This window comes from Pseudomonas fluorescens group sp. PF-1, from assembly GCF_054481335.1.
Window position 1 is genome coordinate 1 of record NZ_JBTMNG010000004.1, and the last position, 20,843, is coordinate 20,843.

The following is a 20,843-nucleotide window of genomic DNA, read 5'->3' on the forward strand; positions in this document are numbered from 1 at the left end:
TTGACTTTTTAGGTTTGGTTGTCAAAATCGAATTTAGACCGTCAGATCAGGGCTTACCATGGCATTTCCGTCCATACAATCGTTGCCAATCTTCTCAAATGGGGTCCACTATGATCACTATCCGTATGAGCAGCTGAATGAATACCAAAGGGCAATATTTACCGACGCAACGTCGAGCCGTGGTCGGCTATGTTCATCGGTGAAGCAGATTACGCTTAAAAGTTTTGAGTGCTACCTCCAGATAACCCGTCAGCTGGCAACTCCGCGATCGCAATCGAAATTCCGAAAGGTGGCGGAAGGCTTCCTAGGTTTTTTATATTCAGAAAAACATATTGAAACGACTCCGCTACTTCGCGCCCAACGAGCGAAGTTTTTCATATCAATAATTCCTTTCCTATCAGAGAAATACCCCAGCAAGAAAGAGTATTCATTTCCCTTGACTATCGAAGCAATAAACAAATACATAAGTGTGCTGAATAGCTTAGAGCAATGCCCCAAAAAAATAGAATATTGGCGAGGATGGCCGTTGCTGAATGTTTCTGGAGGAATGCATTTTCTTCCCTTATGGGCGTTTTACCGAAAGCTTGGTGCCGACTTTACAAGGAAACTCTATTCTGAAACTCATATCTTCCTATCAGGAAGGCGTTATCGAGCAATGCCAATGCTATCGAATCTAGGAGATTTTATAGAGACTCAACCATCAGATATCACACCTACACACTTAACTTCAGACGTATTCATGAGCGAATTCTGGGATCGTTTTGTGAAGTATTACGTTACAACAGCATATGATAGCGGAAAAGGACAGAAACTAAGCACCATCGCATCGGCCTGGAACGTACAATTCTCAGCTTTCGTGCGCAACCAACTTATTCCAGCATCCCTACTAAGCGGGGGGTATGCTGGATTACCCGTGTTACCAAAGAGACTTTATACCGACGCGGCTTCAAGAATCAGCACTGGAAATGACGGAACACTCGTTCATTCAAAATTATTGCACGATATTCCACTAGAGATTACCGACCAAGCGGCTATCTACCACATCTTTGACAGCCTAAACTCATCCATGAACGACTTAACAACCTGGGCTAAAGCTGAAGTCGCAGATCTGCATGCCAGACTAAATCGTCGATTGCGAGAAGCACCGAATGGAACACTGCGCTGGATCGGTGGATCTGGAGAAAACGAGGGAGGCCAAATTCAATGGATGAGAGATCGGAATAATCCAGCGTGCTTTGCTAATGCAGCACGAAATATCGAAGAGCACTCCTATTCATATATAATGGAGCGAGCCGTCCAAATTTTTGCTCCGCCATTTGCAGAAACAGCATATGAGCTAGGATTAGCAACAACAAGCTCATTGTACCCACACTGTCTACTACTCGTTAGTCTGTATCCAAAAATCACCGTTGGTTTCTTGGAAAACTTGGAGATATATGATGAGCATGGGAAAAAAATTGGATTCATCCCAACCGACAACGGGTATCAATTAGTTGGATATAAACTTCGTAGAGGGCACCGTGAAGCTGAGCAGGTTATTAGCCTTTGCGAGTACGGTGCATATCTTGTTCAACAAATAATGGACGTCACCGACTACGGCAGACGATACCTACAATCTATTGGAGATGATAATTACAGATATTTATTATTATCCGCAGTTAGAAGCTTCGGCAAATTTCAGCGACCAAAGTTAGCTTCGGTTACCACATCACCCATCCCAATAGAAAGACTGGTATCCGGCTTAAAGAAATACACGAACCTAGATCATGCTGAAGCTACGTACCTCGCACAACGCGCTAATCTCTCCACAATTCGCGCGACCGCTGGAGTAATGATCTATTTAGAATCAAAAAGCGCAAAAAAAATGTCCGAAGCTCTTGGCCATAAATCATTTGATCCATCGTTGTTAGCGCGCTATCTCCCAGCACCCATTTGGGATTTCTTTCAAGATCGATGGATTAGAATTTTTCAAGCAGGAATAATTATCGAAGCGATGGATGGGAGCCCATACAAACTGAAGGCTTCAGGTTTTGACACCTTAGAACAGGTTGAGGAGTTTTTATTAAACCACTCGATACAACTCCCCCCTGAGGAATCAAACACTCGCTTTAGCGAGGTGCGGCCCGACAGCTCTATATTGGTATCACTGAATGAACAAATTTTTGAAGAACTATTAAAGCTTAATGATTCAAGGTACAAATCTAGCAGCCATATACAATCAAGTCTTTGGAAAGATCTGAGCTCTAAAATAATCACTCACGTTGACTCGTGCCTTAGTGATCGACCAGACATTCAGCTTGCACTCTCTAACGCTAAAAACAAACTAGGGATAACCATTTAAATGAACGCGAAAGAAAATATTCACGCGTTGGCCTTTCTGGAAGAAATGTTCCCCTCCCAGAAAACTCGGTTTGAAAGCGAATGGTTGACCTCGGACTTTGATTCCAACGTATGGTGCTTTGATTTCGCGCGCGGGTATAGATTTTGTGTAAATTTCAACGTGGAGCTCGAGGACGGGTCTAAACTTTCCGCCCCCAAAAACAAAAAATTATTGAAATTATTCAAAAACTGGATAACCGTTCAGAATACCCAGAATTTAAATCAAGGTGTAAAACCAGGTAGTATCACCGCGTACGCTAACACGCGAAGAGCGATAAACATCATTGACTACCTTTTGCTGAACAGTTCGCGCCTTAAGCTCGCTAGCCATGGATTAAACCTTCTAACAGAAAACGATGTCGCAGCGTTTTTTTATCAGTTGTCGAGTTCGGAAAAAATTGCTGAAGGGGTCTATAACTGGCGACAAACTGTGGTCGATTTCCTAAGAAGATCCAGTGAATGTAGCGATCAGATTGTCTCACGTTTCGCTGAAAAAAATCCCGATCTCTATTTTTTAATGATTCAAAATGAAACAGCATATGGCCTTTCGCCAAGCGAAACTCTTAAAGTCAAAATATGGCTACATGAGAACGATTATTATAGCCCCATTCTCAGCTCGGGGTACAGGTTAACGGTAAGCATCACCCGACTGGCATCACACATCTATAAAAATACCCTTGTGGGGGGCGCTATAAAAAGTGCTTTACCTGAGCTAAATCTGGCCCCTTATCCAGGGATGACAACTGAGTACAATGTCGTTGGCGTTCGTACGGCAAATGAAGACTCGATGTCAGATCGACAGTTTACCAAATATTATGCAACTTTTATGGCGATAAACAAACTGCCAGAATTAGGAATTGAAATTCCCAGTCATGCTTTTACTAAGCTCAGTTTGAGTGCTTTGAAAGCGCACCTAAATTTAGCGCAAACCATGCGTTTTAAGACATTGAGGCCGAGTATCCTATTACCTGCGCTGCAGAAGGCTATCGATTTTATTTACGAGTACGGAGAAGACATTTTCCAATCTGCTTCTGCTGTCATTGCTGCTCAAGCAAAGTATGGTGAGAGCGTAAACGATCCTGATTCGGATTGGTGGGTTCGCAAAGCTATCACACCTCGTTTAGCTGGGTTAGGAGTCCAATGCTGGAGTCTTAGCACCAAGATGCTGGCTGGCAAAAAACTCTCTAAAGAACTTAGAGAAAACAAAGTTCAGGAGTATTTTAACAGGCTCCGCAGTAACGAGGGGCTGTGGGAACTGTTACGAGTATATTATGGCGCAGCGCAATTGATCATCGGATTACTGATGGCGCGGCGCCAATCGGAACTTAAAAGCCTGATGCCGTTTGAGTGCCTTGATGACTCAAAGCGAAATTTAATATTTTTTAACGCAAAATCCGGATTTTTATCCAATAAACAAATTTTAAAAAGACCCATTCCAAGTATCGGCGTTCACATTATTGAAACATTGGAAAACTTCCAAAGCCTGCTGCTCAAAAATAAACTTATTATTGAGTATACATATTTGTTCGCCCCGCCTGACAGATATGCAAAAGGACTAAAAAAGAGCTTACATTCGCCTGCCTACAATAGAAGTATTGATTTTTTCTGCGACTACATTGAGGCACCTCGAAACAGCGAAGGATCAAGATTTTATTTCCGCCAGCACCAACTGAGGCGCGGCTTTTCGATGATATTTTTTTGGGGCAATTCATTTGGTGGCCTCGACACATTAAGATGGTTCTTGGGCCATGCGGATCTTGAACACCTCTATCATTACATTACTGAAGCCACTCCTGGAGAAGTACTTCGCGGGGTAAAAGCAGCTTATTTGGCAGACTCCTTAGCGGCTGGCGATAAAGAGGTATCCAATGAACTCGCGGCAGCTCTACTTTCACATTTTGGAACATCTGAATTTACCATACTGGATTCTCAAGAAGTAGAAATCTACTTGGAAACACTAATCGAAAACCACTCGCTAACTGTCGAGCTGCATTTTATCAAGATAGACGACGTAACTACCTATAGGCTGGTAACCAAGCTGATAAAATCAATATGAACAAAAAACTTCATTCGACTATCAACCTTTACAATTTACTTCTCGATATTGCCTCTCATCCACACAAATATCAGAAATCAGCGATAGGAGCTTTCTTAAAATCACAAGGCTCATTAGCTCGACACTCAGCTCCGGATAAAAACATCTATCCTTGCTCTTTAAATACGTTGAAGACCCGTGCTGATTGCTTTCTTGCAGGAGGCTTTGAGGCTATGGATCATGCAAGAATTTCGGCACTAAAAGCGTGTTCCCCAGTAGTGGTTCTGATTTCTGCTCAAGACAAACCTAGAACGTTAAAAGACGACGTCATTGCTCTTAAAAAAGAAATACAGTTTCTCAACGAAGAAATTCTTTGCTACACCATCGCATTAGAAACAAGCATGGAACAGGCAAGAACGTACGCCAAGAAGACAAACAATATAGTAAATATTCAACTCTGCGAGAAACAACAATCGGAAATTTATGCACTATTGAAATACCCCAGAGTAACGACCAATGACTAAACTTTATCGTTTGACATCAGCACACTTTCAGCTACCTTTAGCGCTACTTTCCGATCAAACATATATTTTCAACCCAGCTTCGTACATCCCGATGCTTCGCTATCCTAACGGCACATGGTGTCACTACTCTAATTGCTACATGCATTCTCTTTATAGAAAAGGATTGTCTCGCAATAACAAAGGCGGAACATTAAAAACCTATGCGGGCAACATAAGCCATTTACTGCGCTTTTGTTCGGATAACGCGATTGATGTTGCGCAAATGACCGACAGCCTCTTTATACTATTCATGCAGACGTTGCTTAACGACAAGAAATCACTGTCTACAACACACACACTTCGGTCGACAACTTCAATACTTACGATAGGGAAAAACTGTATCGACTTACTGGTCTATATCGGAAAAATCACCGGTAGAGATGAGTTTGTCGGTAAAGATGGAGTGATCAAAGCTGAAAAAAGAAAAGCTGAAATCGATATTGGGAACGGAAGAAAGCGCATCACCAAATACTATTGGCATCACCGTTCATTTCCTGAGCCATCTCCTGACAAAAAAAGATTCCCGATTACTGACGCTCATTCTAATGCCATTATCGAAGCAGCCGCTGGTACTGAGGACCTTTTTCTCAGAAAGCGTAGATTCGTGATGCTTAAACTACTTGCCCATACTGGTTGCCGACGTTCTGAATTGGTTTCGATAACGACGCATGATGTATATGCAGCGCTTCATGAGCCAACCATCGGCTTAAAATTGATGACGGCGAAAAAGCGCGGAAACTCAATCCATCATCGATACTTGCCCATCTCAATTCCGGATTTGAAATTCATCGCCTCTTATATTGAATTTAACCGACTCCCAAAAATTAGATCTCTGGGAGTTGAGGACGATGGCATGCTGTTTATCAGTGCACGCACTGGAAAGGGCCTTATGCCAAATACGATCACACAGGAGATCTCGGAGTTGGCGGGACTAGCTGGCATCAATGAGCGCTTATCTCCACACATGTACAGACATCGCTTCATCACTCAATATTTCATAAAATTGATTATTCAGCATGACTTTAATAATTCTGATGAGTTCAGGAACTTACTAATCAACACTGAATCCTTCAAACGTGAGGTGCAACAATGGACAGGTCACACAAACATTAATTCTTTAGACAACTACATACATCTTGCTTTCTCGGATATATCCAACAGAAAAGAAGTTGTGGAGGCGGCAATCCGCAGCGAGCACCTTTCATCGTTACTACAAACTGTCAAAATGGCCCAAGCAGAAATAAAAGCGGGATTTACCTCATCATCAGTTAATGAGCTGTTGAATACGATATCCGAATATCTAAATGAGCTTCAGCACTCGGCCTAACAAGCGTTATTTGGAATTATCAGTTTTCTACTAGCACACCAAAATCAAAAGTAAATGAGATCAGGGTTGATATTGTCGAGTGGCCGTTCACGTACTTTGCACAGCGATTAGCTGATCCGAATTGCTTGCCCCCTCCTTAACCATTGGCTTAAAATTCGAAGGTCGCATGCCGACCCTGAGGTTGGAGAGAATTGTCAGGCCTCCATATCTTCTGAAGATATGCATTTAGGTGAATGTTTGCTTGCACCAGCCAGGCCCCCAACTGGCTCAAAATCTCGGTCAAAGCTTGCTGCGCGTTCCAAGAATCTGCTCTGTTTGAGAGACCGCTTTTCCAGAACCGAGCGGGCTATCCGCCTGTATTCGACAATCTGCTTAAGCTTTAAACGTATCTTCTTTGGTCTTCTCATGATGATCCTGGGGGTATCGATGTAGGCGTTTATGGAACGACTTGCTATAGACGATGCGAATTGCAATCGGTATGCCTATCATGCACCACAGCAGCCTTAGAGACATTCCCTGAGCGGTTTATCAGCCTTGAGGAGCCTTATGCCTAGCCCAAATCTTTCTGAACTACTTGCTCAAGTAACAGAGATCGTTCAACACGCAGGCGCTCTCCTCGCGGCCGAGTGGAGTCTTCCAGAGGGTCCTCGAGGCATTGGTGACAAGGCCGCGATCGATGTCGAAATAGAATGTTTTTTGCGACCAGAACTTCTCAGCGTGTTCGACTGCGATTTTTGGGGCGAAGAGACCGGGCATGTTCTGACAGGACAGTCGTGGTGTTGGGTTGTAGACCCTAACGATGGCACCAGTGATTTTTTGAATGGCATGAAGGGATCAGCGATATCAGTGGGGCTACTGCATAACACCATTCCCGTGATGGGGGTCGTATACGCACCAGTGACTTCTGAGGGGCGCCCCGACTGCATCGGTTGGGCTGAGGGCACCCCCCATTTGATTCGCAACGGTCGAGCTGTGTCTGTACGCCTCGAAAATAAACAGCTTTCGAATCAAAGCACGATCATGGTGAGTGCAGCTGCGGTGACAAAGGCAGAACTCAATCGTGAACTGTGTGCTCCAGGACATTTCCATGCAATGCCATCGATCGCGTACAGACTGGCAAGAGTGGCTGTGGGTGACGGAATTTGCGGCATCTCTCTCTACGCTGTTTCAGCGCATGATGTTGTGGCTGGTCATGCGCTGTTGAGAGGTGCCGGAGGCGTCTTATTGGATGAAAATGGGTCCGAGATTCGCTATGCGACAGAGGCACAGATGACGGCTGTTTCGCAACGCTGCTTTGGTGGATCACCTTCAGCATGTCGCGAGTTGAAAGCTCGTGAATGGAATCTGGTGCTCGGGGGTTCAAACGCTATTGATTAGAAGCCTGACTATTGACCACCAGAATCGGTCAAAACCATGCTCTACGCGAGTAATTGAACTCCATCGGGTCACCCGATCGCGCCACACAGGACGGGGCGCTCTCCGAGCGGTATATGTCCAGTTATACCTGGACTAAGCGACGAGCTTCAGACGAGGAAAGATGGCCACAACATCGTCTGGGATGGTGGAAAGTATGGCCGTCACTTTCTCTTGTGGGAGACTGGTGGCCAGCATGGCTTCGAGTCTTTCAACTCGTTGGCGTATTGAGGCTGCACGATCCCACTGAATTGCGTATTTCTTTGCGACTTTCTGTTCGATGAGCACCAAGTTGCGACTACTGTCGTAGGTGTATCGCATCGCCACTTTCACAGGACAGTCGTTTTCATCGATCTCGAGAAAGGTGATCTCAAATATCACACCATTCGATGTCTTACGGGATGCTGATTCGACGTAAGCGTCTTCGAACAGGTTGTCGATGAGGTCGCTAGGCTGAACGCCTCGGCTGATATGGAGAGTCGTCAGTTCGTCAACGAGTAATTTGATAGATTCGAGGCTCATCTCAGCATTTTCCTCAGTTCAGCGATGACTACTTCCACGTGCGAGATCGACTCGGAAAGCGAGCTATTATCACGCTCAGCAACCTTGCCGTACTTCTTAGCAAGCTTGGTATTGATAAAGCTCACCAGTATACCGTCGTTGGGCGTATTCGGCTTTGCCATCGGAACGTGAGCTGCGAATTTCCGATAAAGAGTAGAGCTTTTATCGTCGACCCCTAAGTCGCTGAGCAGCGTGGCAACTTCATCTTGGGCCTTTTTTGTAAGAATCTCTCGAAGCTGCTTCCGCGCGATCTCTGGTCGCTTTTCCATGAGTGTCGGGTCGATGACCTGGGCGGCTTTCTTCATCTCGGCGTTTCGGATGACGTTCGTCAACTGTGCAAGCACGTCAGCGTCGTAACCCTCTATGCCCGGCAATTCTTTGACTTTCTGGGCCGCAAAAGCATCGATTTCAGCTCGCTTGTCAGAGAAAATCTTGTTGAAGTCCAAGTCTTCCAAATAGGAGTCCTGATCGCTCACAAACGCTTCGGAGGATCCAACACCCGCCAGGGACTCCTCTCTTCGAACGTATTCCTCGTCAGTGATTGTGTATTCCTTGGTGCGTTGATGTTTTGCTCGATCAACCTCCTTCTGAAACGAGCTCCACATCGCATCCAGACCGGTTTCCTCGTGGTAGATCACAACGGCGTTGTTATCAATCTCGAACGCAGTGATTTCCTCTGGGGGGATTGCGCGTAGCACCCGGCCGACGATTTGAGCGAAAGCATTCAGGCTTCGATAGGGCCGAAAAAGCGCAAGAACCGTAAGGTACCTGTGGTCATAGCCTTCCATCAGCATGTTCACTGAGATGACCACGTCGCACTGATTGTTATCGATCGTTCTAAAAGCTGCATCGATGTCCGGCTGTTCCATGTAGCTATGAACAATCGCCGCTCTTAAATTTTTGGCCTCGTACCAAGTACGTAAATCCTCGGCGTGGGCAATACTGCAGCCCACAGCAAGGATTTTGTGAGGCACTTCAGGTGATGATTTCTTCAGCTCCGTGAGGTTGTGAATGCTCTGGTCAATCACGTCCAATGAGCACTCTTTGGACAATGCAACGCTACGCTGGACCCACTCAGGGTCTTTGAAACCCAGCACTTCCTCCTTTGATAACCTAACGCCTGGCTGGTCAGCCAACGTGAAATAGAGCTCATGAGCATTGACCGTTTCTTTCCTGAGCCATTTGACGTAGCGGTCCCTCATCACCTCAGACAGTGGCGTTTTGTGAATCAGCTTTCCGGGCACTTCCTGGTTGTCACCACGAAATGGGGTTCCAGTTACAAAAAGTTTTTTAGCCTTGGCGAAGTAGCCAAGTGTCTTTTGCCAAGTGTCAGCCGGCGCGTGATGCCCTTCATCGACGATGATCAGGTCGAAGAAGTCGGGCGGGACTCGCCTGGTCAGGCACGTAGCGCGGTCGCTGTGAATTTGCTGAATATTGGAGTAAACGATATGGCTTTGCTCCAGGCTGCGCTGAAGCGTCAGCGAGCTGAATTCGCAGGTGACGGGCAGGTCATTTCCACTGAAGATCACATCAAAGTTAATCCAGAAATTGTCTTCCAAGAGGTCTTGGGTCTTCCGAATGCTCTGCTTGGTCACAAGACCAGGGGTGATGATCAAGACACGCCCTTTCGCCATTCCAAACGGCACGATGGAAATCAGCCCTGATTTGCCCGTGCCCGTAGGCAGCACGATCAGCGCATCCTGTTCAGGATTGCTTGCAAAATGCTCTTGGGCCTTCATGTAGGCTTCGATTTGAGGCGTCCGCAGCTTACTGTTGCCTAAAATGTTAACGGCAGTGTCGGTAAAGTAATTCATGAAAAACTCTCTGGCGTTTTTCGAGAATCCACGACAAAAACGCCGCTCGAACGAGCAGCATGCGCTTGCGCAGATTGCGATAGAAAAAGAACTGTCGACAGCAACGAAGCTGTGGCGGGCATCGAAAATCCTTATTTCTGAATCAACTGGATCAACAAAGGCGGTTTAGAGGGCTGAACACGCTTTTAATCATAATAGCCGAATGATATTGCTCAAGGTGCCTTGAATTTTCGAGCCTGCTCATGCCGACACTGCCGAAGACAGTTCATAGCCACGATACTCTTACTTTGAAGTCTCGCTTAGAAACATCAATTCGATCCGGACGTAATTTGGACCCCGGCTTTAGTAAGCAGCTCGTACAGGGTCGCAATTTTTGTTCGTGTGCCACGCGAGGCACAGTAAGTAAATATGACCCGCTGCTTGGCCCGGGTGAAAGCCACAAAAAATCCTGCTGTCGCCTCAATTTCATCCTGGGAAAAACTCCACCACGCGCCGTCATCCAGTCCGACAAAAATGACGGTGTGATACTCAAGGCCCTTGCTCTTGTGGATCGTCATCAATGGAACTGCGTGGACGCCTTCGTACATGTCGAGGGCGTAGGACCAGTCCGTACTGTGGAGCGAGGTGGACAGAAGATGTTCCGCGGTCGCGTCTAGCACTTTGTCTAGCCAGGTTCCCTGGTCATAGGCGGGGTTGGAGCGTATTACATGCTCTGGACCCACGAAATTTAGGATGTCGTCAACAAGTGCGCGTGAGGCCGCCTTGCTTTTTGGGGGATGCGAGTAACGTGCAGCAAGTTCGGTTGTATAGGTATCCAACTCACGAGCGAGCCTACTCTGCCTGATTGCGTCATCGACATCGATCCCTCTCATTGAAGCGAGCCAATTCTGGCAGCTCGACCAATAACCACCAGCTCGCGGAGTCATTGCGAGGCGGAGAACGGTGACCAGCAACTTTGAGATTTCCTCGGCCATCAGCTCTTGCAGCATTACTTTGCCGACCATTCCAGCTTCGTTACGCAGCGCCAGATTTTCGCTCGCGAAAGCAGGTTCTAAAAGTTCGGCATACTCTCCCGCCTTTTGTCGAACCAGGATGACGAAATCTCGAGGAGCCAGTTTCAGATCGGCAATGTATGTCGCTACTGATCGTGCCAACTGACGCGCTTCAATTTTCGGACTTGCGAAATCGAGAATTGAGCAACTTTCCCCGTCAATTGTGCCATCAGTCTGAGATACCGGCTGTACAGCTCGTGCGTCTAAGGCCTGGGCCAACACGTGCTGGATACGTACTAGCTCCGGCGAAGATCGGTAGTTGTTGAAGAGCGAAGTCCGGACACCTTCGAAATCGGCATCGAAGGCAGAAAAAGGATCATCCATCGCCATTGCCCAACGCATGATCTGCTGCTTGTTATCTCCGACAGCAGTCACGATGGTTTCTGTGCCTCGAAAAATCGTGCTGACCAGATCGTACTGAACCCTTGTGGTGTCCTGGAATTCGTCCATGAACAAATGCGAATAAGTGAGGCGCAGGGCATCCCGCGCCATCGGATTGACTCGCAACAGCAATTCAGCGAGACGGCCAATCATCGCGAAGGACAGCACACTTTTGCCGCCGTCGTGGAGCGACATTTTCCAGAACGCATCTGCCGCCCATTCTGCGACAGTTGGGGCTGGCCATCCGTCAACAGGCAGCGGTAAGCCGGCCAGGTGCCGGCGCTCAAATATTTTTGGCCCAATCTCACGCACGTCATTTTTCGTTCCAACTATCGAAGGCGGCGTTGGAAGGTCATGGAGAAACTCGCGAAAATCTCGTTCATTGTGAGTCGCGATCTCGTAGTCGGGTCTTGGCCGCCAGCGGTCAGGCAATGCCTGACCGAAGCGGTCGACCAATCCTTTTGCAAACGCATCAAACGTCATGGAGTCGAAGCGGCTCGCGTGGGTGTGGTGGCAGCGCTGACGTACGCGTGCTGCCAGATTTGACGCAGCATCGCGCTTGAAACTAATAGCTAGAATGCGCCGAGGAGATGGGGCCGCATCAGTTTGAAGGAGAAAGGCGGCGCGCTGCGCGAGCAGTTCTGTCTTGCCAGCACCCGGACCCGCAATAACGGACCGATTTTTTCGCGAACGAGCCACCTTCAGCGCATTCGCCTCTAGAGCTTTCACTCCTACGGGCTTCCAGTCCTCGGGACGTATTCGGCGTGACGAAACGGCCATGATTAGTCTCGCCTTAAGGAGTTGGCAATATGTCGAACAACTTCGGCTAGAACTGCTGGCATTTCTGCGATCAGACTCGCCTTGCTAATGCGTGTCAATGCCGCCAGATGTGTAGCTGGCTTGCTGTGGGTGAGAAAGTGGTACCGATAATTCGGAAACAATGGTGGGTAATTCTCATAGGGTCCCGTATATATCGAAAGTCCCGGACCTGACGTCCCCAGCACAACCTCCGCAGCCTTGTCAGCGGCCATACGTGGACCACCCCCTTTAGGGATCACGGCCGCATAGTCATCGGGGAAAGCATCTAGCATCGCCAGATCAAGGTCGAGCGGAGCCGAAAAGTAAACCCCGTATTCCTTCAGCCTATTGATCCAGCTCAACTGAGTGGAGTGATCTGATGAATTGTTCCAACCATGCATCCCGAGCAATGCTGCGTCGGTCAAAACGCCGGTGGTGGTTTGTAGCAATTTGGCCTTGGGTGCGCCGAATTCAATAAGCTTCTCAATCGCTGTTTTCACTCGCCCCCAACCACCACCATCGCGGCCGAGATCCAAGTCCAAGAGAGTTGCGTAAGGAATACCTAGACTCTTAAGTAAGCGCCAGAAATATTGGACGTGTCGTCCGCCGAGAGGGACGATCGCGACGAAAGCTGGGTCGATGAGAAGATCAAGTGCCTCGGCGAGATGAGGGAGGACGATCCTTTCCGAGTCACCCTCAACGAGCAGGACAAACCGCGCGAAGTAAAGCTCGGGATAGGCCAAGATGGCACCACGTACGAACTTGCTGGCTTCAACATCATCAGCCGGCAGCTCAATTCGCTTCACAGTAGATACGCGCGTCTTTGCGCTACAGCGACAGTAACGGACCTCGCTTGGCTCGACGCGGCTAAGGACTGCTGGCGAATGGCTCGTAATTATGGCCTGCGCCCCGCTGGCCTCAGTCAACGATCTAACCTGGCGGATGATTCGAGCAAGGAAGTAGGGTGAAAGATGGTTTTCAGGTTCCTCAAGAGCAAACAGTGTGAGCGCGGGAGTATGGAGTGCATCCTCTCTAAATCCGGCCACAGAACCTTCAACAACCTCGCGCTCTAGGTCAAAAACGGCGGCGGCCAATGCAAAATAAAATAGCGACTGCTGTCCGTCGCTGAGGGCTTCAATACCTCTTTCTCGCCCGTCAGGTCCCTGCTCAAATATGACCGCGATCTTATTGATCACTTCCTCAAACCGTCGGCTCACCAGACTGAGCCTAGGCTTGGTATTGGAAACGTCGTCATGCAGGTCTGCCCAGCGTGTTTGCAGAGCCTCGGTGATTGCGGTGATCGCAGACTCGCCTTCAAACGCAGCGGTCAGACTCTCAGTCGCCTCTTGCACTTTGTCTTCGGTTTCGGAGGACCATTCAATAGCCCTTAGGAGTCGGGCGGCCAGGGTACCGGCAGTTGCACGGATTTGGCCGGCGGCATCCCGGCTAGCTGGGGTGTAATAAAGTTGTATAAGACCCCGATCGGTTACAGCCACTGGTTGGCATTTGTCCTCTGCGGGCTCCTTATCCAGGCTATCGATCCAATAGAGATTCTGTGATACCTCTCCCTCAAGCGTACCATCGTCGTCCCATTGTGCTTCAAGCCGCATTCGGCAAACGGGCGCTTGGGCCGCTCTCGTAATCAGCATGTGCCGAAATGAAGGGGCGATGGTTTCTGGGGTTGCAGACCCGTCCAGCAACTCTGGAAAGGCAATAAGCGCCTCTATGTAGAGTTCTTTGGAATCGCGGCTCTCAGGATCCTCTCCGGGGGCGAGGTGGAAGTCCGAGAATGATACGGTGCGCTGCGCCCGCGTGACCCCAAACATCTTCGACATAGCCTGAAGAAGCGCAGTTTTACCCGCAGCGTTAGGACCAACGATTGTGGTGACCTCATCTGAGATTGGGATTGCAATCTCATTCGGGCCGAAACAGCGAAAGCCAGATACCGTGATCGACTCGATGCGCATAGGTTCCTTCCTCAATGCGGTAACGGGCACACATGCTCGTTACAATCCGGCGAGGTTAGCGCAGTATCCCTTCGCGCACAGCCCTCTAACCTCGAATTTTTGGGCCACTCTGGCCAATTAGGTACTCAGGCCATGGCTAACAGCTACGGGATAGCAGCAAGCTGATTTCAGCCCGCCAAACACCAGTGCAAGCATCCCCCTCGATCCATCGGCGAGCCTTGCGAAAATCGGTTCAGTGCTTCTTCGGAGAAGGGTCGATCTAGAGTTAGGGCTCTAACGACTGATGTATGGCAGCAGCGTGTGTGGTTGGCAATCCAGTTGGTATGCGATGCGGTAGAGCTTCTCGATCGTAAGGTTGACTTCGCCTCTCTCGATCCTACCGACATAACTGCGATCCATCATACATACGTGCGCTAAAGCATCTTGAGATAGGCCTACCGATATCCTTCGCTCACGGATGTTCTGCCCGAGATCCTTTGCCAACTGCTGCATAACCGCCTCGACTTACTCAAGGCGAAACTATCCGTCGTTTGCGGACTAGGTAGCGACGGATTATAATCCGCATTTGTATAGCTATTTGCATTCCTAGGTGCCTGCATGAAACCGGCTACATTTAAGTTAAACAGGCACATCTTCGAGTTACTCCAGGAAGGGAAACTCCAACGATTCACCACTCTCGACCTTCGTGATGCCTACGCTCAGAAAATAGCCCCATCAGATATCGGTCTCGGTGAGCTCTGGAAATATGTATATGAGCAGGTCCGTCGCTTGAAGCATGTCGGCTGGATTCGGCAGGACGAAGTGCGTCGAAAACGAGGACAGGTCTTTCACGTGCTAGACAAGCCAGAGCTTCTCTCAGTTGAACTCGTCGACTGCAATTTCATGAGTTGTTCCCCTCTGCTAGGGCAAAACCCTACCGCGGGTATTCTTAAACCGGTTGAAGCGCCTACCCAACGGCTTGAGACGCTAGCCAAAGAAATTCGGTTGGATTTGCTCACATCGATGGGCGAGGCTGAGCGGTATAAACAGCTCTTGAATGAAATGCCAGAACTGAAAGTCTGGGTTGAAGATAATTACGTTGAGGCCCGCGATCGAAGCTCTCGGCTTCTTGGTCACCTAAAGGCTGTCGAGAAGACCTTAAAGTCGCTAGCCGCATGAGTATTTCTCTGCGCGCCTGGCAGGCTGCATGCGTTGATGCTGCTTTGTCTCGTTATAAGCATTCTCCGCATTTCTTTTGCCAAGCAACCCCTGGTGCGGGAAAAAGTAGAATGGCGGCGGAGATCGCCCGTCAACTATTGCTCACCGGTGAGATTGATCTTGTGCTCTGTTTTGCCCCGTCCTGCCAAGTAGCAGAGGGATTGAGGAAAACATTTTCAGGCGTGTTAAACCGCCAGTTTGATGGCCTATTAGGCTCTGTTGGTGTCGCTACCACTTATCAAGGCATGCATCATCAAGGTGAGGAATTCTGGAGGTTGCTTGATAAATATCGAGTCTTCGCAGTCTTCGATGAGATCCACCACTGTGCGGGCCATGACCCCCTTTTAAGCAATTCTTGGGGGCAGATCATTTTACAGAGGATTCAAGACAGAGCTGCCTATACCCTTGCGTTGTCAGGCACACCTTGGCGGTCGGATGAGAGAGCCATCGCATTGGCAAGGTACTCAAATCCGGAGGGCCGCTTGATCTGTGACTTTCGCTACGGCATCGAAGAGGCGATATCAGACAAGGTATGCCGTCCCCCCCGTATCGTGCTGATCGATAACAATGCGATAAGGCTGACAGAGCAAGTGGGTAACAGCTCAACGGACGTTGTATATCCCAGTATTGCTCAACTCCTCACTGAGTCTCCCGTTAATTTTGAGGACTTACTCTCTAACGATGAGATCGTTCAGCAGACCATCGAATTGGGCAGTGAACGGCTAAATGAGATCCGGAAGGTCACCCCAAATGCCGCAGGCTTGGTGGTAGCGACTAACGTCCGGCATGCCAATCAGATTGCCTCTATTTTGAGGGCCCGCGGTGAAAGTTGTCTGGTCGTCACAAACCAGACTCCTGGGGCTCAAGGGCTTATTGATAAGTTTCGCAATAGCAATGATCGCTGGATCGTGGCCGTGGGAATGATTAGCGAGGGCACCGATATTCCAAGACTGCAGGTTTGCTGCTACCTCAGTAGGATTCGCACAGAACTACATTACCGGCAGGTGCTGGGTCGGGTGTTGAGACGCATGGGAGATATTGATGAGCATGCATGGCTATATGCGCTTGCAGAGCCCCTTTTGCAACAATTCTCCCAGCGGATTGCCGAGGATCTTCCAGAGGATCTGGCCGTTCTAGATTATGTTCAAGGCGCCAGCTCGCGTCTTGCATGGACAAAAAATAGTGAGCTCGACGCACCCTTCGATGGCTCAACTGAAATTTCGATACACCGGCGAGTTCCTCAAGTAGAGGGTGAAATATCGTTCGTAGGGGATGTAGAGAGAAAAGGCCTCTACGAACTGGATATCTCGTCAAGCTTTCGAACAGAGATTCTTGCTTATTATTGAATTCGGTACTTCACGATGATTGCTAGATCCTTCAGATCAGCCAGAGCTGCCTGGACCGGAACCCATAGCTGCCAGTCATTTGTGTCTACAGAGTCAGGGGCAATTCAATCAGAGGGCAGTTCAGCGGCACGCTCTGGGGCTCTGTAAATATTCTATAGGGAGGGATGGTGGTGCCATCGTACGTGTTTGTCGGTTCGTGAAGATACCTACGATGAGGAAGTATACCCGGCCTTCGAATGACTGACTGATGGCTTGCCGATTGCCTTCCTGACCGGCAGCTGTTGGCCGTTTGTTTTCTGTCGCGAAGGACGGCAACTGACCGTGAAGCGGTCAGTCATGACAGATAAAAAGCGACTAAGTGAAGTCGTTCGCTATGGGGATATGTAATTTCGAATAAGAGGCTCGTAGATACTCAATATGGAATTCGAGCGAGTTCTGATGCTGGTACGATACAACGTGCTCCGCCAAAAAATTAAACTCCTAAGAGTTGCGTTCACAAGTACAGGGGGAAAGGGGGAAAGGGGGAAAGGGGGAAAGCTTACACATAAGTAATATTCGCGGCAGCTTTCTGAAAGGCTTCAGTGGTTATGCTCTATTCAGAAGTTAGTGAGAACCAGGAGATAATCATGAAAACACTCAAAGCACTTTTTGCCGTCACTATTTTGACCTTGTCGTCATTGGCCATGGCTGAAGGCGGAGGTGACCGCGTTTACGGTCGGATGATGCAAGAAAACCAACAGGCGATGGAGCAATATGCCTTGAAAAATGGTAAGGCCATCCCTGAGATTGTTCATTATGAATATGGTATGAACCTCGATATTCAGAAGGTGGTCAGTGTCACGCAAGCCAACAAAACCTGTGGTGTTGCGCCTTCGCGCATGACCTATGAAGACACGGCGGGCAGGCTTAATACCGTTGAGTACAAGATTATGGGTACCAACTGCCCACACGGAAGCTAACCCCTAAAGGTCATATCTACGTCAGTCAGATCATTCATTAGGCTTTTTAAGCATGCTTACTGGTCGCTGACATAGAAGTAATTTTCAGGTCACGCTGGAGTTATCTTTTGTATGAAATTATGTCTGCCGGCACTTAGAGGAAATCTCTACGTGCCGGTGGCTTTTTTATAATGATAAAAATATTTCATAAAGAAACTCTGCCAAGCTAAAGCCTGGAGTGTTAAATGAACAATAAAAGCTTTTATGGTCTTTCTCTCATTGCCCTTGGCATGAGCATGGGGCAAGTTGCAGTGGCCGTTGAGCAAAAGCCTGAGGGGTTCATTGAAGGGAGCACCTTTAGTCTTCTCAATCGTAATCTCTATTTCAATCGTGACTATCGAAAGGGCCAGTCAAGTCCTACAGGCAATGGCTACGCTGAAGAATGGGCTCATGGGATTATTGGACGTTTTGAGTCGGGCTTTACCCAAGGCACCGTCGGGTTCGGCATTGATGCATTTGCAATGGTAGGACTCAAGCTTGATTCGGGTGATGGACGCTCGGGGGCTAGAAGCTCAGTGGATGTCATGCCCTATAACAGCAAAGGCCAACCTGAAGACTCTTACTCAAAAGTAGGCGGAGTCGCGAAGGCTCGCTTTATGGATACGGTGGTCAAAGTAGGTGACGTCTTTCCATCCACGCCTGTCGTGGCATATGGCGATTCTCGACTGCTGCCAGAGAGCTTTAGGGGGGCAACGGTTACCAATACAAGCATTAAAGACCTGACTATTCAGGGGGGCCGGCTGCATGCGATGAGCCAACCCAATTCGAGCAGCATGCGTGACGGCTTTTCGACTTTCTATGCCGGTGCTGTTGATGCTCCGTGGATTGCTTACCTAGGGGGCGATTACACCGTTAATGAGCATGTTGGTGTGAGTCTTTACTCCAGCCAATTTAAGGACGTTTGGAATCAGTATTACGCTGGCACTTCCTTTAGTTATCCGCTCTCAGACAACGTCGCGTTGATCGGTGGATTTAATTACTACCGCGCGGTCGACGAGGGTAAAAAACTCCTAGGCAGCTTTGATAACAATATCTGGAGCGGCAAAACCGGGGTCAAATTCGGCGTCCACACGGTGACCGTTGGCTATCAGCGCAGCAACGGCAATGACGACTTCGATTACCTGCGCCAATCGGACTCGATTTTTCTGGATAACTCCATCCAGTACAGCGACTTCAACTCACCGAAAGAGCAATCCTTGCAGCTACGCTACGACCTGGATATGCAAGCTTTCGGCATTCCGGGCCTAAGCTTCATGACTCGCTACGCGAAGGGGTGGGACGCTGATTATTCCAACGCGAACAGCGTGTACATGCGTCGCGGAGCAGATGGAGCGCCCTTGCAAGACCAAAAGCGTTGGGAGCGAGACATTGAGGCTAAGTACATCATCCAGTCAGGCTCTCTGAAGGACATGTCTCTGCGTGTTCGCCAAGCAACCACGCGTGCTACCGATTTCGAATCTGATTTGGATGAGGTCCGACTGATTGTCGAGTACCCACTGCAACTGCTTTAACCAGCGCAAACCTGCGGCACCAATTGTTCGATTACCAGATACACCCCGTCTCCTTGTTTCTCCTTTGGTTTGGGAGGCGGCTTAGGCGCCCTAGTGGCGCCTTTTTTTATGTGGATTGACATAAGGGCGGGACGTTCTGTTGTCAGTACTTGTGTTTGCCCCGCTTGGGAAATCTGCTAGCTAGGTTCTTTTGATCTGCTGATGGGTAATTGCACTGACTTGACCACCCGTTTGCATTTGACCTGACCAGCCATTTGCATCGGATTCGACCAGTACGTTTCTTGGCCATGGCCGGCAGAGAGCGACCAATTGCTGCCTTCGAGATTTTCACACAAGTCTTTGGACCGTCAAACTCGGTTGCCGCAGCCCGGCAGCACAAACCAGCGGTCGTTTGCGGCTCACTCGGGCACTTGGTAGCTAATGCCATTGGGGCCGGCCCCGACTTTATGGCTGGCCACCACTGTGCGACTGGCAGTATCGATCACAGAGAAGGTGCCGGCCTCGATATTGCTAACAAATACATAAGCGCCGTCGCTGCTGATGGCCACGCCGTGAGCGCCCTTACCGGTGGTCAGGGTGGCGACAACGCTCAAGGTCTGCGGGTCAATCACCGAGATGCGGTCATCCGGCTCACTGCTGCTGCCCTGATTGGCTACGTAGACCTGGCGACCATCTGCCGTGGCATACATCTGAATCGGCGTTCTGCCGACGGCAACTTTACCTATCAAGCGTTGTTTTTTCGTATCGATGATTCCGAGCTTGTTCTCCGCGCTCAGCGACACATAGGCCTGCTGTCCATCTGGGGCGAAGCCGACTTGCACGGGGCCGTTACCAACGGCAATTTGCGTGGCTTCTTTCAGCGTTGCGGTATCGATTACTGATACGCTGCCACTGCGCATATTGGCGACATACAGCATCTTGCCATCCGGGCTCAGGCGTAAACCATGGGGGAAACTACCGGTCTTGACAGTGCCGAGCTGAGTGCGTGCTTGTAGGTCAAACACCCGCACCAGATTAGCGGAAGAGTCGCTAACGAAAGCCCGCTGTCCGCTCAGGTCAGTCACCACGTGGGCAGGATGTTGCCCCGCCGGCAGGCTAAAGGCCGGTTTATCTAGCGTGGCAGTGCTGAACACCAACAACTCACCCGCCTTCATGGCTCCTGTTTGATGTTCAGCATGCGTAGGCATGCCCACCACCAGTAGCAAGCGTCCATCGGCGCTGATTTGTAAATTATGCGGTGCAATATTCAGGGCCAGCGTTTTGACCACACCCGTGTCGAGCCTGACTTGGCTGATCGAACTGTCGCGCTCATTGGCCGTGTACACGGTGCCAACTGGTGCTGCCAGCGCTACGTTTAAAGCCAGAGCGAGACTGGACGCCAAAAGCAGTTTGAACTTGAGCATGAGCGCTGATCCTTTTAGCAAAACAGTGACTATTGCGACTGTTGTTCGGCGAGCAATCGCCTGCCTACCATGCTGCGCCGTTGCAACCAGTCGCTCAT

The 20,843-nt window shown here is 49.1% G+C and carries 16 protein-coding genes; 10 read left to right on the plus strand and 6 right to left on the minus strand.

What is annotated here, in order from left to right; genetic code table 11:
- Positions 1-58 precede the first annotated feature (58 nt).
- From ACX3YD_RS32955 to ACX3YD_RS32975, 5 genes are all read left to right on the plus strand, one after another.
- Positions 59-2,341, plus strand: coding sequence for a hypothetical protein (locus ACX3YD_RS32955; RefSeq protein WP_143513850.1), 2,283 nt, complete (start codon positions 59-61; stop codon positions 2,339-2,341).
- Positions 2,342-4,435 (plus strand): hypothetical protein, encoded by a 2,094-nt coding sequence (locus tag ACX3YD_RS32960; protein ID WP_458962165.1) that lies wholly within the window; start codon positions 2,342-2,344, stop codon positions 4,433-4,435. It abuts the gene before it with no gap.
- A complete protein-coding gene (locus ACX3YD_RS32965) occupies positions 4,432-4,938 on the plus strand; it encodes a hypothetical protein (RefSeq protein ID WP_143513849.1) in 507 nt (168 codons plus the stop codon). Before ACX3YD_RS32960 ends, ACX3YD_RS32965 begins: the two co-directional genes overlap by 4 nt.
- On the plus strand, positions 4,931-6,304 hold the full coding sequence (locus tag ACX3YD_RS32970; RefSeq protein WP_244176249.1) for a tyrosine-type recombinase/integrase: 1,374 nt from the start codon (positions 4,931-4,933) through the stop codon (positions 6,302-6,304). The genes ACX3YD_RS32965 and ACX3YD_RS32970 overlap by 8 nt, the downstream gene beginning before the upstream one ends.
- Positions 6,305-6,850: 546 nt before the next feature.
- Positions 6,851-7,681, plus strand: coding sequence for an inositol monophosphatase family protein (locus ACX3YD_RS32975; protein ID WP_090401485.1), 831 nt, complete (start codon positions 6,851-6,853; stop codon positions 7,679-7,681).
- 132 nt (positions 7,682-7,813) lie between these two features.
- On the opposite strand, the gene ACX3YD_RS32980 is transcribed toward ACX3YD_RS32975, so the two are convergent.
- Positions 7,814-8,239, minus strand: a complete 426-nt coding sequence (locus ACX3YD_RS32980) for a hypothetical protein (RefSeq protein ID WP_090401484.1) — start codon at positions 8,237-8,239, stop codon at positions 7,814-7,816.
- Positions 8,236-10,092 (minus strand): DEAD/DEAH box helicase, encoded by a 1,857-nt coding sequence (locus ACX3YD_RS32985; protein ID WP_090401483.1) that lies wholly within the window; start codon positions 10,090-10,092, stop codon positions 8,236-8,238. Before ACX3YD_RS32985 ends, ACX3YD_RS32980 begins: the two co-directional genes overlap by 4 nt.
- Between ACX3YD_RS32985 and ACX3YD_RS32990 the strand changes: the two genes are divergently transcribed.
- Positions 10,091-10,261, plus strand: coding sequence for a hypothetical protein (locus tag ACX3YD_RS32990; protein WP_159440118.1), 171 nt, complete (start codon positions 10,091-10,093; stop codon positions 10,259-10,261). The two genes, ACX3YD_RS32985 and ACX3YD_RS32990, sit on opposite strands and share 2 nt — an antisense overlap.
- A 139-nt stretch (positions 10,262-10,400) precedes the next feature.
- On the opposite strand, the gene ACX3YD_RS32995 is transcribed toward ACX3YD_RS32990, so the two are convergent.
- The 3 genes from ACX3YD_RS32995 to ACX3YD_RS33005 form a co-directional block, all read right to left on the minus strand.
- On the minus strand, positions 10,401-12,254 hold the full coding sequence (locus tag ACX3YD_RS32995; RefSeq protein WP_315899135.1) for an ATP-dependent helicase: 1,854 nt from the start codon (positions 12,252-12,254) through the stop codon (positions 10,401-10,403).
- Between the two features lie 53 nt (positions 12,255-12,307).
- Entirely contained in the window at positions 12,308-14,290 is a 1,983-nt protein-coding gene (locus ACX3YD_RS33000; protein WP_090401481.1) for an ATP-dependent nuclease, read from the minus strand.
- 273 nt (positions 14,291-14,563) lie between these two features.
- A complete protein-coding gene (locus ACX3YD_RS33005; protein WP_017846214.1) occupies positions 14,564-14,782 on the minus strand; it encodes a helix-turn-helix domain-containing protein in 219 nt (72 codons plus the stop codon).
- A 105-nt stretch (positions 14,783-14,887) separates the two neighbouring features.
- Between ACX3YD_RS33005 and ACX3YD_RS33010 the strand changes: the two genes are divergently transcribed.
- From ACX3YD_RS33010 to ACX3YD_RS33025, 4 genes are all read left to right on the plus strand, one after another.
- The gene (locus tag ACX3YD_RS33010; protein WP_090401480.1) at positions 14,888-15,448 is read left to right on the plus strand and encodes a hypothetical protein; all 561 of its coding nucleotides are present in this window, start codon (positions 14,888-14,890) and stop codon (positions 15,446-15,448) included.
- Positions 15,445-16,833, plus strand: coding sequence for a DEAD/DEAH box helicase (locus ACX3YD_RS33015; protein ID WP_090401479.1), 1,389 nt, complete (start codon positions 15,445-15,447; stop codon positions 16,831-16,833). The genes ACX3YD_RS33010 and ACX3YD_RS33015 overlap by 4 nt, the downstream gene beginning before the upstream one ends.
- Before the next feature lie 626 nt (positions 16,834-17,459).
- Complete coding sequence (locus ACX3YD_RS33020; RefSeq protein ID WP_090409838.1) at positions 17,460-17,792, plus strand: DUF2790 domain-containing protein; 333 nt, start codon at positions 17,460-17,462, stop codon at positions 17,790-17,792.
- 224 nt (positions 17,793-18,016) lie between these two features.
- Positions 18,017-19,342: an OprD family porin gene (locus ACX3YD_RS33025; protein WP_090401478.1), complete on the plus strand. Its 1,326-nt coding sequence runs from the start codon at positions 18,017-18,019 to the stop codon at positions 19,340-19,342.
- Between the two features lie 398 nt (positions 19,343-19,740).
- Here the strand turns inward: ACX3YD_RS33025 and ACX3YD_RS33030 are convergent, their stop codons facing one another.
- On the minus strand, positions 19,741-20,745 hold the full coding sequence (locus ACX3YD_RS33030) for a YVTN family beta-propeller repeat protein (RefSeq protein ID WP_090401477.1): 1,005 nt from the start codon (positions 20,743-20,745) through the stop codon (positions 19,741-19,743).
- Positions 20,746-20,843 lie beyond the last annotated feature (98 nt).